The organism is Streptococcus infantis (assembly GCF_047464155.1).
Lineage (GTDB): Bacteria > Bacillota > Bacilli > Lactobacillales > Streptococcaceae > Streptococcus > Streptococcus infantis_U.
The window spans coordinates 534,071-547,350 of the sequence record NZ_JASHCL010000001.1 but is presented as its reverse complement, the minus strand read 5'-3'; the positions used below and the strand labels follow the sequence as shown (position 1 = coordinate 547,350).

At 39.4% G+C, this 13,280-nt stretch carries 13 protein-coding genes and 2 tRNA genes; 14 read left to right on the top strand and 1 reads right to left on the bottom strand.

Going from position 1 to position 13,280, the window contains the following annotated elements; genetic code table 11:
* The first annotated feature begins 13 nt into the window (after nt 1–13).
* From pcp to QM810_RS02605, 14 genes are all read left to right on the top strand, one after another.
* A complete protein-coding gene (gene pcp / locus QM810_RS02670; protein ID WP_414253762.1) occupies nt 14–658 on the top strand; it encodes a pyroglutamyl-peptidase I in 645 nt (214 codons plus the stop codon).
* Between the two features lie 134 nt (nt 659–792).
* Nucleotides 793–1,023 carry a DUF2969 domain-containing protein gene (locus tag QM810_RS02665; protein ID WP_178894876.1) on the top strand — a complete coding sequence of 77 codons (231 nt, stop codon included), beginning with the start codon at nt 793–795 and terminating at the stop codon, nt 1,021–1,023.
* A gap of 49 nt (nt 1,024–1,072) precedes the next feature.
* Nucleotides 1,073–1,153, top strand: a tRNA-Tyr gene (locus QM810_RS02660).
* A 9-nt stretch (nt 1,154–1,162) separates the two neighbouring features.
* A tRNA-Gln gene (locus tag QM810_RS02655) sits at nt 1,163–1,234 on the top strand.
* A gap of 158 nt (nt 1,235–1,392) precedes the next feature.
* On the top strand, nt 1,393–2,595 hold the full coding sequence (gene rpsA, locus QM810_RS02650) for a 30S ribosomal protein S1 (RefSeq protein WP_004253232.1): 1,203 nt from the start codon (nt 1,393–1,395) through the stop codon (nt 2,593–2,595).
* 85 nt (nt 2,596–2,680) lie between these two features.
* The gene (locus tag QM810_RS02645) at nt 2,681–3,178 is read left to right on the top strand and encodes a GAF domain-containing protein (RefSeq protein WP_414253761.1); all 498 of its coding nucleotides are present in this window, start codon (nt 2,681–2,683) and stop codon (nt 3,176–3,178) included.
* Nucleotides 3,178–4,842, top strand: a complete 1,665-nt coding sequence (dnaX, locus tag QM810_RS02640) for a DNA polymerase III subunit gamma/tau (RefSeq protein WP_414253760.1) — start codon at nt 3,178–3,180, stop codon at nt 4,840–4,842. The genes QM810_RS02645 and dnaX overlap by 1 nt, the downstream gene beginning before the upstream one ends.
* A gap of 22 nt (nt 4,843–4,864) precedes the next feature.
* Nucleotides 4,865–5,059, top strand: a complete 195-nt coding sequence (locus QM810_RS02635) for a DUF3272 family protein (protein ID WP_004253242.1) — start codon at nt 4,865–4,867, stop codon at nt 5,057–5,059.
* Between the two features lie 154 nt (nt 5,060–5,213).
* Nucleotides 5,214–5,984, top strand: a complete 771-nt coding sequence (gene sufC / locus QM810_RS02630; protein WP_000114489.1) for a Fe-S cluster assembly ATPase SufC — start codon at nt 5,214–5,216, stop codon at nt 5,982–5,984.
* Nucleotides 5,985–6,011: 27 nt separating this feature from the next.
* Nucleotides 6,012–7,274: a Fe-S cluster assembly protein SufD gene (gene sufD, locus QM810_RS02625; RefSeq protein WP_414253759.1), complete on the top strand. Its 1,263-nt coding sequence runs from the start codon at nt 6,012–6,014 to the stop codon at nt 7,272–7,274.
* Nucleotides 7,275–7,284: 10 nt separating this feature from the next.
* The gene (locus QM810_RS02620) at nt 7,285–8,511 is read left to right on the top strand and encodes a cysteine desulfurase (RefSeq protein WP_414253758.1); all 1,227 of its coding nucleotides are present in this window, start codon (nt 7,285–7,287) and stop codon (nt 8,509–8,511) included.
* Nucleotides 8,498–8,938: a Fe-S cluster assembly sulfur transfer protein SufU gene (gene sufU, locus QM810_RS02615; protein ID WP_414253757.1), complete on the top strand. Its 441-nt coding sequence runs from the start codon at nt 8,498–8,500 to the stop codon at nt 8,936–8,938. Before QM810_RS02620 ends, sufU begins: the two co-directional genes overlap by 14 nt.
* A gap of 57 nt (nt 8,939–8,995) precedes the next feature.
* Nucleotides 8,996–10,408, top strand: coding sequence for a Fe-S cluster assembly protein SufB (gene sufB, locus QM810_RS02610; RefSeq protein WP_414253756.1), 1,413 nt, complete (start codon nt 8,996–8,998; stop codon nt 10,406–10,408).
* Nucleotides 10,409–10,532: 124 nt separating this feature from the next.
* Entirely contained in the window at nt 10,533–11,930 is a 1,398-nt protein-coding gene (locus QM810_RS02605) for an APC family permease (RefSeq protein ID WP_414253755.1), read from the top strand.
* Between the two features lie 29 nt (nt 11,931–11,959).
* Here QM810_RS02605 and pbp3 read toward each other — a convergent pair whose 3' ends face one another.
* On the bottom strand, nt 11,960–13,201 hold the full coding sequence (pbp3, locus tag QM810_RS02600; protein WP_414253754.1) for a D-alanyl-D-alanine carboxypeptidase PBP3: 1,242 nt from the start codon (nt 13,199–13,201) through the stop codon (nt 11,960–11,962).
* Nucleotides 13,202–13,280 lie beyond the last annotated feature (79 nt).

The window sequence follows — 13,280 nt, the reverse complement described above, 5'->3', positions numbered from 1 at the left end:
CAAAGGAAATAAAATGAAAATATTAGTTACAGGTTTTGATCCTTTCGGTGGTGAAAAGGTCAATCCAGCTCTGGAAGCAGTTAAATCATTACCGTCTGTAATTCATGGAGCGGAGATACGCTGGGTAGAGATTCCAACAGTCTTTTATAAATCAGCAGAGGTTTTAGAAGCAGAAATTGTCCGTTATCAACCAGATGTGGTACTCTGCATCGGACAAGCAGGAGGTAGAGCTAGTTTAACTCCTGAACGAGTTGCCATCAATCAAGATGATGCAAGGATTCCAGATAACCAAGGAAATCAACCGATTGATACACCTATTCGCCTAGATGGAGAAGCTGCTTATTTTAGTACACTCCCTATCAAAGCAATGGTACAAGCCATAAAAGAGGAAGGACTACCAGCTACAGTATCCAATACAGCTGGAACCTTTGTTTGCAACCATTTGATGTATCAGCTTCTCTATTTAGCGGATAAGAAATTTCCAAATATGAGAGCAGGCTTTATGCATATTCCCTATATGGCCGAACAAGTGGTAAATAAGCCTAATACTGCATCCATGTGCTTAAGAGATATTGTCCGAGGTATCGAAGCTGCGATTGGTGCTATCGTAGACTACAAAGATAAGGACTTGAAAATAGTTGGTGGAGCAACCCATTAATGGACTAAAATTCAAGGAAAAAAATTCTCTAGACGATTCAAGGAACTCTTTATCAAGATAAGCTTGATAGAGAGTTTTTTCTTGCTAGATTAGGGAATTTCTTGTAAAATAGAAAAAGTGAAAAGAGGTATGGTATGAGCAAAAAAGATAAAAAAATTGAGATTCAATTATCAGATGCTAAAGTAGCAGTTGGAAAAGATAACTACGATGGTTATACCTTAATGATTGGTAAAAAGTTAATCGGTGAAATTGCCGAACTAGACAACCAATTTGCAATCATAAAGAATGGAAATGTCGATAGTTTTTACAAGAATCTTGAAAAAGCTGTGGAAATATTGATTGAAAACTATAATTTAGCAAAATAGTGCTTGTTTTTTGCATTTTTTCATGATATAATAGTTTTCGTTGATTGTCGGAGAGATAGCGAAGAGGCTAAACGCGGCGGACTGTAAATCCGCTCCTTCGGGTTCGGGGGTTCGAATCCCTCTCTCTCCATTTCACTTTTGGGGTATAGCCAAGCGGTAAGGCAAGGGACTTTGACTCCCTCATGCGTTGGTTCGAATCCAGCTACCCCAGTTCTTAGGTAATAAATTCAAGATAAAAAGAAAAATATCTTAGGGTATTTTATTTTTATAATTGAAGGACGTTCGAGATGTTCATGTCGTTGCGGGTGCTTAGGAAAAAAATTATAAGTATGTCAAGTTAAAAAACTTGATTGTTGGAGGATTTTTTAGATGAATGAATTTGAAGATTTGCTAAATAGCGTTAGCCAAGTTGAACCTGGTGATGTTGTTAGTGCTGAAGTATTGACAGTTGATGCTAATCAAGCTAACGTTGCAATCTCAGGAACTGGTGTTGAAGGTGTCTTGACTCTTCGCGAATTGACAAACGATCGCGATGCAGATATCAATGACTTTGTAAAAGTAGGTGAAGTATTTGACGTTCTTGTACTTCGTCAAGTAGTTGGTAAAGATACTGATACAGTAACATACCTTGTATCTAAAAAACGCCTTGAAGCTCGCAAAGCATGGGACAAACTTGTAGGACGCGAAGAAGAAGTTGTTACAGTCAAAGGAACTCGCGCTGTTAAAGGTGGACTTTCAGTAGAATTTGAAGGTTTACGTGGATTTATCCCAGCTTCAATGTTGGATACTCGTTTCGTACGTAACACTGAGCGTTTTGTAGGTCAAGAATTTGAAGCTAAAATCAAAGAAGTTGACCCTAAAGAAAACCGCTTCATCCTTTCACGTCGTGAAGTTGTAGAAGCAGCTACTGCAGCAGCTCGTGCAGAAGTTTTCGGTAAATTGGCTGCTGGTGATGTAGTAACTGGTAAAGTTGCTCGTATCACAAGCTTCGGTGCTTTCATCGACCTTGGTGGTGTTGATGGATTGGTTCACTTGACTGAATTGTCACACGAACGTAACGTTTCACCAAAATCAGTTGTAACTGTTGGTGAAGAAGTTGAAGTGAAAATCCTTGATCTTAACGAAGAAGAAGGACGTGTATCACTTTCACTTAAAGCAACAACACCTGGACCATGGGATGGCGTTGAGCAAAAATTGGCTAAAGGTGACGTTGTAGAAGGAACAGTTAAACGTTTGACTGACTTCGGTGCATTTGTTGAAGTATTGCCAGGTATCGATGGACTTGTTCACGTATCACAAATTTCACACAAACGTATTGAAAATCCAAAAGAAGCTCTTACAGTTGGTCAAGAAGTTACTGTTAAAGTTCTTGATGTTAACGCTGATGCAGAACGCGTTTCACTTTCTATCAAGGCTCTTGAAGAACGTCCAGCTCAAGAAGAAGGACAAAACGAAGAAAAACGTGCTCCACGTCCACGTCGTCCAAAACGTCAGGAAAAACGTGACTTTGAACTTCCAGAAACTCAGACTGGATTCTCAATGGCTGACTTGTTCGGAGACATCGAACTTTAATCAATCAGATTTAATTACAAATCCTTTGTTGTTAAAACAAGGGATTTTTCTTTTTTCAACTAGTATTTTTTGATATAATGGTTTTATGTTATATTCCGAAAAAGAATCAATTTATCAAATGGTCAATGCTCAGCTCACTGGACTTTTAGAAGGTGAGACCAATGTGTTGGCTAATCTATCAAATGCCAGTGCTCTCTTAAAAATGAACTTTCCTCGTACTGTCTTTGCAGGTTTCTATTTATATGACGGAAATGAGCTTATTTTAGGGCCTTTTCAAGGTGGAGTTTCATGTGTTAGAATCCCACTTGGAAAAGGCGTTTGTGGAGAGTCTGCGGCTAGCCGTCAAACGGTCATTGTTGGAGATGTAAAGACCTATCCCAACTATATTTCTTGCGATAGTAGTGCTCGTAGTGAGATTGTTCTTCCAATGGTAAAAGATGGACAGCTTCTCGGAGTGTTAGATTTGGATTCATCTTATGTAGATGATTATGATCACATTGATCAACAGTATTTAGAAGAGTTTGTTGCCATTTTGTTGGAAAAAACAGAATGGATATTTTCAATGTTTGAGGAGAAAGCATAATGTATCAGGCGCTTTATCGAAAATACAGAAGTCAAAAATTTTCACAGTTAGTGGGCCAGGATGTTATTGCTCGAACACTTAAACAGGCTGTGGAGCAGGATAAGATTAGTCACGCCTACCTATTTTCAGGGCCTCGTGGAACTGGTAAAACCAGTGTAGCCAAAATATTTGCCAAGGCTATGAACTGCCCTAATCAAGTAGGGGGAGAACCTTGTAATAACTGTTATATCTGTCAAGCGGTAACGGAAGGAAGTTTAGAAGACGTTATCGAAATGGATGCTGCTTCTAATAATGGGGTTGATGAAATTCGTGATATCCGTGATAAATCAACCTATGCTCCAAGTATAGCTCAGTATAAGGTCTATATCATTGACGAGGTCCATATGCTTTCAACAGGTGCCTTTAATGCTCTTTTGAAAACACTGGAAGAACCTACTCCAAATGTCGTTTTTATTCTGGCAACGACAGAGTTGCATAAAATTCCTGCAACTATCTTGTCTCGTGTTCAACGCTTCGAGTTTAAATCTATTAGAACTCAGGATATTCGAGATCATATCTTCCATATTTTAGAGAGGGAAGGGATTGCTTATGAAACTGAAGCTGTTGAGATTATCGCTCGTAGAGCAGAAGGTGGTATGCGGGATGCTTTGTCCATTTTAGACCAAGCATTGAGCTTGACTCAAGATGCTAGATTAACAACAGCTGTTTCTGAGGAAATTACGGGGACTATTAGTCTAAGTGCTTTGGATAATTATGTGGCTGCCTTGGCACAAAAAGATGTGACTCGTGCTTTGGAAAATCTTAATTTGATTTTTGATAACGGAAAAAGCATGACACGATTTGTAACGGATTTGTTGCAGTATCTACGGGATATTTTGATTGTCCAAACTGGTGGGGAGAATACTCACCATAGTGATCTCTTTAAGGATAACCTAGGTCTTTCACAGGCTGTTTTGTTTGAAATGATTGGAATTGCGACTAGTAGTTTAGCTGATATCAAGGCTAGCTTACAGCCTAAGATTTATGCTGAAATGATGACTATTCGTTTGGCAGAGATAGATTCAAAACCAACATTATCAGATGATACAAGTGGAGAATTAGCCTCACTTAGAGAAGAAGTTACGCGATTGAAACAGGCCCTAGCAAATGTTAATACGAGTCCTAAGCAGACTACACCAACACCGAGTCGTCCAGTTAACAGCAAGTCAATTTATCGCGTAGATCGCAATAAGGTTCAGTCTATTCTTCAAGAAGCTGTTGAAAATCCTGATTTAGCCCGTCAAAATCTAATTCGTCTACAAAATGCTTGGGGTGAAGTTATTGAAAGTTTGTCAGGTCCTGATAAGGCACTTTTAGTCGGTTCTCAACCTGTTGCGGCTAATGAGCACCATGCGATTCTTGCATTTGAATCTAACTTCAATGCTGGTCAGACCATGAAACGTGATAATCTCAACACCATGTTTGGTAATATCCTTAGTCAAGCAGCGGGATTTTCACCAGAGATTCTTGCTATATCTATGGACGAGTGGAAAGAAGTCAGAGCTGATTTCTCAGCGAAGGCTAAATCGTCTCAAGGTCAACCGGTTAAGGAAGAAGTTGAAGAATCTGTCCTTCCTCAAGGATTTGAATTTCTAGCGGATAAAGTGACCATAGCAGAAGATTAAAAGGATTTTGTAACATAATACGATGAACAGACAACAATTTATAATTATGGCCTTATTTACTGCTGCCGAGACTTATTTCTTTAATGAATCCATCATGGAGCAACGGTATATCGTGGCCTTGCTTTGGGCTATTTTGATCCTAAGAAATTTTCGCGTGAGCTATATCATGGGTAAAATTGTGAGCGCTATAGATGATCATTTTCAAGGGAAGAAGTAGCTCCTAGCTTCTAGACAAAATCAAAGCCTTTTAGGCTTTTTTTTGTTATACTATTAAGGTATATTTATTGACATTTTACCGTGTTTTTATAGGGATTTAAAAAGGTTAAGTTTCAGGTAAATACAGTAAAAAGGATGAAAAGAAAGGAACTATCATGTCAGTATTAGAGATCAAAGATCTTCACGTTGAAATTGAAGGAAAAGAAATTTTAAAAGGGGTCAACCTGACTCTTAAAACAGGGGAAATTGCAGCTATCATGGGACCAAATGGTACAGGTAAGTCGACTCTTTCAGCTGCTATTATGGGGAACCCAAACTATGAAGTCACTAAAGGGGAAGTCTTGTTTGACGGTGTAAACATCCTTGAATTGGAAGTGGATGAGCGTGCGCGTATGGGACTTTTCCTTGCCATGCAATATCCATCAGAAATTCCTGGGATTACAAATGCTGAGTTTCTTCGTGCAGCTATGAATGCTGGTAAAGAAGATGATGAGAAGATTTCAGTTCGTGAATTTATCACTAAGTTAGACGAAAAAATGGAATTGCTCAACATGAAAGAAGAAATGGCAGAGCGTTACCTCAACGAAGGTTTCTCAGGTGGTGAGAAAAAACGTAACGAAATTCTTCAACTTTTGATGTTGGAACCAACTTTTGCCCTCTTGGATGAGATTGACTCAGGTCTTGATATTGATGCTCTTAAAGTTGTCTCTAAAGGTGTCAATGCTATGCGTGGTGAAGGTTTTGGTGCTATGATCATTACTCACTACCAACGTCTCTTGAACTATATCACACCAGATGTGGTACACGTTATGATGGAAGGTCGTGTAGTACTTTCTGGTGGTCCTGAATTGGCAGCACGTTTGGAACGTGAAGGATACGCGAAACTAGCTGAAGAACTTGGCTATGACTACAAGGAAGAATTGTAATTCCCTCGTATCTTTTAGGAGAAGTAAATGACTAAAGAAACTATTAAACTTTTTTCAGAAATGCACGCTGAACCAAGCTGGTTGTCAGACCTCCGTCAAAAAGCCTTTGATAAGATTGAGAGTTTGGAATTGCCAGTCATTGAGCGTGTAAAATTTCACCGTTGGAATCTTGGTGATGGAATTATTACAGAAAGTGAACCGTCAGCAAATGTCCCTGATTTCACTGCTTTAGATAATCACTTGAAATTGGTGCAGGTTGGAACTCAAACTGTTTTCGAACAAATTCCAGTTGAGTTGGCTGAACAAGGAGTGGTCTTCACAGACTTCCATTCAGCTTTAGAAGAAATTCCAGAACTCGTAGAAGAATTTTTCATGTCATCTGTTAAATACGACGATGACAAGTTGGCAGCTTATCACACTGCTTACTTTAACAGTGGTGCTGTTCTCTACATTCCAGATAACGTAGAAATCACAGAACCAATTGAAGGTATTTTCTACCAAGACAGCGATAGCGATGTGCCATTTAACAAGCATATTCTAATCATTGCAGGTAAAAACTCTAAAATCAGCTACCTCGAACGTTTAGAATCACGCGGTGAAGGTAGTGCTAAGGCAACTGCCAATATCACAGTAGAAGTGATTGCTCGTTCAGGCGCGCAAGTGAAGTTTGCTGCGATTGACCGTATAGGTGAGAACGTCACAGCCTACATTAGCCGTCGAGGTAAATTGGGCAACGATGCAAGTATTGACTGGGCTATCGGTGTCATGAACGAAGGAAATGTTGTTGCAGACTTTGATAGTGATTTGATTGGAAATGGTAGCCATGCAGACCTTAAGGTTGTTGCTCTTTCAAGTGGCCGTCAGGTTCAAGGGATTGATACTCGAGTGACTAACTATGGTTGCAACTCTATCGGTAATATCCTTCAACATGGAGTTATCCTTGAAAAAGCAACCTTGACATTTAACGGTATCGGACACATCATCAAGGGTGCTAAGGGAGCAGATGCTCAACAAGAAAGTCGTGTTCTCATGCTTTCTGACCAAGCTCGTTCAGATGCTAACCCAATTCTTTTGATTGATGAAAATGATGTTACTGCAGGACACGCAGCTTCTATCGGTCAAGTAGACCCTGAAGACATGTACTACCTCATGAGTCGTGGTTTGGATAAAGCGACTGCGGAACGCTTGGTTGTACGTGGTTTCCTTGGATCCGTTATCGTTGAGATCCCTGTCAAGGAAGTTCGTGATGAAATGATTGCGACGATCGAAGAAAAATTGTCAAAACGCTAAGGGGAAGCCTATGTTAGATGCAGAAGTGATTCGCAAGGATTTTCCGATTTTAGACCAGATTGTCAATGACGAACCTCTGGTTTATTTGGACAATGCTGCGACGACACAAAAACCACTAGCTGTTCTAGAAGCCATTAATCGCTACTATAAGCAGGATAATGCCAATGTCCACCGCGGTGTTCATACCTTGGCGGAGCGAGCGACAGCATCTTATGAAGCTGCTCGTGAAACCATTCGTAAGTTCATCAACGCAGGTTCGACAAAGGAAGTACTCTTCACAAGAGGAACTACGACTAGTCTCAACTGGGTGGCACGTTTCGCTGAGGAAATTTTGACTGAAGATGACCAGGTCTTGATTTCAGTCATGGAACACCATTCCAATATTATTCCATGGCAGGAAGCTTGCCGAAAGACTGGGGCAGAGCTTGTTTATGTCTATCTCAAAGATGGAGCTCTGGATATGGATGACTTGCGTTCTAAATTGACTGACAAAGTTAAATTTGTTTCACTAGCTCACGCATCAAACGTTCTTGGTGTGGTCAATCCTATCAAGGAAATCACGCAAATGGCTCATGAAGTTGGAGCTATTATGGTGGTAGATGGTGCTCAGTCTACACCACATATGAAGATTGATGTCCAGGACTTGGATGTAGACTTCTTTGCCTTTTCAGGTCACAAGATGGCTGGTCCGACTGGTATTGGTGTCCTTTATGGGAAAGAAAAGTATTTGGAGCAAATGTCACCAGTTGAATTTGGTGGGGAGATGATTGATTTCGTTTATGAACAATCTGCAAGTTGGAAGGAATTGCCTTGGAAATTCGAGGCTGGAACTCCTAACATGGCAGGTGCGATTGGACTTGCTGCTGCAGTAGATTATCTTGAAAATCTTGGGATGGATGTGATTGAAACTCATGAACAGGAATTGATCGCATATGTCTTTCCAAAATTGCAGGCAATTGAGGGATTGACCATTTACGGTTCGCAAGATTTAGCTCAACGTTCAGGTGTTATTGCCTTTAATCTAGGAGACCTTCATCCTCACGACCTTGCGACAGCTCTGGATTATGAAGGAGTAGCGGTTCGTGCCGGTCACCATTGTGCTCAACCTTTGCTCCAGTATTTAGAAGTTCCAGCAACAGCTCGTGCAAGTTTTTATATCTACAATACCAAGGCAGATTGCGACAAGCTGGTCGATGCCTTACAAAAGACAAAGGAGTTTTTCAATGGCACTTTCTAAACTAGATAGTCTTTATATGGCAGTGGTAGCGGACCATTCGAAAAATCCCCATCACCAAGGGAAATTAGATGATGCTGAGCAAATCAGTCTCAACAATCCAACCTGTGGTGATGTGATTAATCTCTCTGTTAAGTTTAATGCAGATAATCGTTTGGAAGATATTGCTTTTCTAAACTCTGGTTGTACGATTTCAACTGCTTCCGCTAGTATGATGACAGATGCAGTCTTAGGAAAGACCAAGCAAGAAATCCTAGAGCTTGCAACCATCTTTTCTGAAATGGTTCAAGGTCAAAAGGATGAGCGTCAAGATCAACTTGGAGATGCAGCTTTCTTATCAGGAGTTGCCAAGTTTCCTCAACGAATCAAATGCGCAACCCTAGCTTGGAACGCCCTTAAAAAAACAATTGAAGACCAAGAAAACAAATAAGACAAGCTTTCTTTGTCTTATAAATCACTAGAAATGAAGAATGAAAGAAAGGATAATATGGCTGAAGAAAGAGTAGAACCAAAACCAATCGATCTTGGTGAATATAAATTTGGTTTCCATGATGATGTGCAACCAATCTTATCAACAGGTAAAGGATTGAACGAAGAGGTTATTCATGAATTGTCCGCTGCTAAGGGTGAGCCTGAGTGGATGTTAGAATTCCGTTTGAAATCTTATGAAACCTTCAAAAAAATGCCCATGCAAACATGGGGAGCAGACTTGTCAGAGATTGATTTTGATGACTTGATTTACTACCAAAAACCATCTGATAAACCAGCTCGTTCTTGGGATGAAGTTCCTGAAAAAATCAAAGAAACCTTTGAACGTATTGGGATTCCTGAAGCTGAGCGTGCTTATCTTGCTGGAGCTTCTGCCCAGTATGAGTCAGAAGTGGTTTACCACAACATGAAGGAAGAATTTGAGAAGTTAGGAATTATCTTTACAGATACAGATTCTGCCCTCAAAGAGTACCCAGACTTGTTTAAACAATACTTTGCGAAGTTAGTACCTCCGACTGATAACAAGTTGGCTGCACTCAACTCAGCAGTATGGTCAGGTGGAACCTTTATTTATGTTCCTAAAGGTGTGAAAGTTGATATTCCCCTACAAACCTACTTCCGTATCAACAATGAAAATACAGGACAGTTTGAACGTACCTTAATCATCGTTGATGAGGGAGCAAGTGTCCACTATGTTGAAGGATGTACAGCACCTACTTATTCAAGCAATAGCTTACATGCTGCCATTGTAGAAATCTTTGCCTTGGACGGAGCTTACATGCGTTATACAACCATCCAAAACTGGTCTGATAATGTCTATAACTTGGTAACAAAACGTGCAAAAGCCTTGAAAGATGCGACTGTTGAGTGGATTGATGGAAACTTAGGTGCCAAAACAACCATGAAATACCCATCTGTTTACCTTGATGGAGAAGGTGCGCGTGGAACTATGCTTTCGATTGCCTTTGCCAATGCAGGGCAACACCAAGATACTGGTGCTAAGATGATTCACAGTGCACCACATACAAGCTCGTCAATCGTGTCTAAATCCATCGCTAAAGGTGGAGGAAAGGTTGACTATCGTGGACAAGTAACCTTTAACAAGAACTCTAAGAAATCTGTTTCTCACATTGAGTGTGATACCATTATCATGGATGACTTGTCAGCATCAGATACCATTCCATTTAATGAAATCCACAACTCACAAGTAGCTTTGGAACACGAAGCTAAGGTTTCTAAGATTTCAGAAGAACAACTCTATTATCTCATGAGTCGTGGCTTGTCAGAATCTGAGGCAACCGAGATGATTGTCATGGGATTTGTAGAGCCCTTCACCAAAGAACTACCAATGGAATATGCAGTTGAGCTTAACCGCTTGATTAGCTATGAAATGGAAGGATCTGTCGGATAAACATTATAAATAAAAACTGAACAAATATGAATTTGTTCAGTTTTTTTATATACAATTTTATAAATATTCACAAATTCCATTTTTTATGGTAAAATAAAACAATTATTGTTAGTGGAGATGAATTATGAATATTTTTAGAACCAAAGACGTAAGTCTAGGTAAAACAGAGATGCATCGTCATCTGAAATTATGGGATTTAATTCTCTTGGGAATTGGGGCCATGGTGGGAACAGGTATTTTTACCATTACAGGAACAGCTGCAGCTACATTAGCAGGTCCAGCCCTTGTTGTATCTATCGTTATCTCAGCTATCTGTGTTTCCTTATCTGCTCTCTTTTTTGCAGAGTTTGCATCCCGTGTTCCAGCAACTGGTGGTGCTTATAGTTATTTATATGCAATTTTAGGAGAATTTCCTGCTTGGATAGCTGGCTGGTTAACCATTATGGAATTTATGACAGCTGTTTCTGGTGTGGCTTCAGGTTGGGCTGCTTACTTTAAAGGTTTGCTTAGTCATTATGGAATTTCTCTGCCTCAAGCTCTAAATGGGACATTTAACCAAGCACAAGGTAGCTATATTGATCTCCTGCCAATTTTAGTCATTCTTCTTGTTACTGGTCTTGTCTTATTAAATTCAAAAACAGCTTTGCGCTTTAATTCCATTCTAGTAGTCTTGAAATTTTCTGCTCTTGCTTTATTCATCTTAGTTGGAGTCTGGTACATTAAACCTGAAAATTGGTTAGACTTTGCTCCATTTGGTTTTGGGCAGATTTATGGTGGAAGCACTGGGATTATGGCAGGTGCTTCGCTCATGTTCTTTGGATTCTTAGGTTTTGAGTCCATTTCTATGGCAGTTGATGAAATTCAAAATCCTCAGAAAAATATTCCACGTGGAATTGTTTTATCCTTGATGATTGTAACCATTCTCTATGCTTTGGTTACCCTAGTATTGACTGGTGTTGTTCACTATAGCAAGCTCAATGTTGATGATGCTGTGGCTTTTGCTCTTAGAAGCATTGGTATTGGTTGGGCGGCTAATTATGTTTCTCTGGTTGCTATTTTTACTTTGATTACAGTATGTATTTCAATGACATACGCCTTGTCTCGAATGATTTATAGTTTGGCTCGTGATGGGTTGTTGCCTAAGACTTTTAAAGAAGTGACTAAGACAAGTCGTGTTCCAAAGAATGCGACCATTTTAACAGGTCTTGTTTCAGCAATTGCAGCTGGGATCTTCCCTCTATCAAGTATCGCAGCCTTTCTAAACATCTGTACTTTAGCTTATCTCATTCTCCTAGCTTATGGAATTATCAAATTAAGAAAAGACAAGGGAGAACCTAAAGAGGGAGAATTTAAAACTCCTCTGGTACCTTTTTTACCAATCTTGTCTATTCTGATTTGTCTGTCCTTCATGCTTCAATATACTCTTGAAACTTGGATAGCATTTGTATTAGCCTTAGCAGTAGGAGTTATTATTTACTTTACTTATGGCTATAAAAACTCTACACTATCAAAAAATCAATAAAGAAAAAATCGCGATTTCTCGCGATTTTTTTATAATTTTTCATTTACAAATCGAACAAAACGATTCCACCATACTTTTAAGAAAAAGGCTTTTTCAACATTTTTTTCAGCAACCATATCAAAGGTTGGATTATCAGTAGTAATATAACCTTGACCAACTAAGTCTTTGTCTTCATAAGTCAGATGACCAACCACTGTACCTGCCTCAAGTGGTGCAGTATGCTCAGTACTATCAGGTGTATAAGTAACAGATGACTGTGCTCTACTGCCGAGACGTTGAACGATTTTTATATCTTCTTTAGCGACTGCTGTAACAGTATCTTGCTTCCCGTCATAAACTGGAGATTTGCTATCTTGATAGCTTTCCCCTTGATTGACGATTGTTTGAAGAGCGAAATTTGATGAGATATAATCTAGAAGAGCTGAAGTTGCAGTGAAACGAGCATAAGGATTACTATCTTGGTTGTCAGCATTCAGAACGACTGTGATGATACGCATTCCTTTTTCTACAGTCGTACCGACAAAAGAAGCTCCTGCTTTATCAGTTGTTCCAGTCTTAAGACCATCTATACCACCACGATAGGCAGGCATTCCATCTAACATATAGTTTGTAGAATGAATGGTCACCCCAGCGAAAGTAGAAGAAGGTTTCTTAGTGATTTCTAGAACCTGAGGATACTTGAGGATAAGATTACGTGCAACGACAGCCACATCATAGGCACTCATCTTGTTTTCGTCATCTTTCTTAGAACCAGGATAGATATTATTCCCAAGAGTTTCATTATTTAGACCAGTTGTATTGACTAGGGTCGCATCTTGGATTCCCCATTCAAGCAGTTTAGCCTTCATCATGTCAACAAAGTCTTTTTCGGATCCAGCAATCTTTTCTGATAAAGCGATAGCTGCACTATTGGCACTAGATACCAATGTTGCTTCAAGCAATTCTTCAACAGTATAGTTACGAGCTTCCATAGGAACGTTACTTGCTTCGGAGTTAGTCGTGAGCTGGTAAGGATAATCAGATATTTCTACCGGAGTGGAAAGAGTGATTTTACCTTGTTCTAGGGCCTCATATACCAAGTAAACAGTTAGCAACTTACTGATAGAGGCAATCTCTACAGGTTGAGTAGCATCTTTTTCATATAAAATCTTACCAGTATTAGCTTCAACAGCGATGGCGTGTTTTGCAGCAACATCAAAATCCTGAGCAAATACAGTTGTAGTCGAACCAAATGAAATAAGTGTTAGTATTGTTAAAAATATTTTCTTCATAGTAATTGTATTCTATCATAAAGACAAAAAATATTCTTGTTTTTATAATGTAGGTTATCAATCTTTTTCGAAATATGGT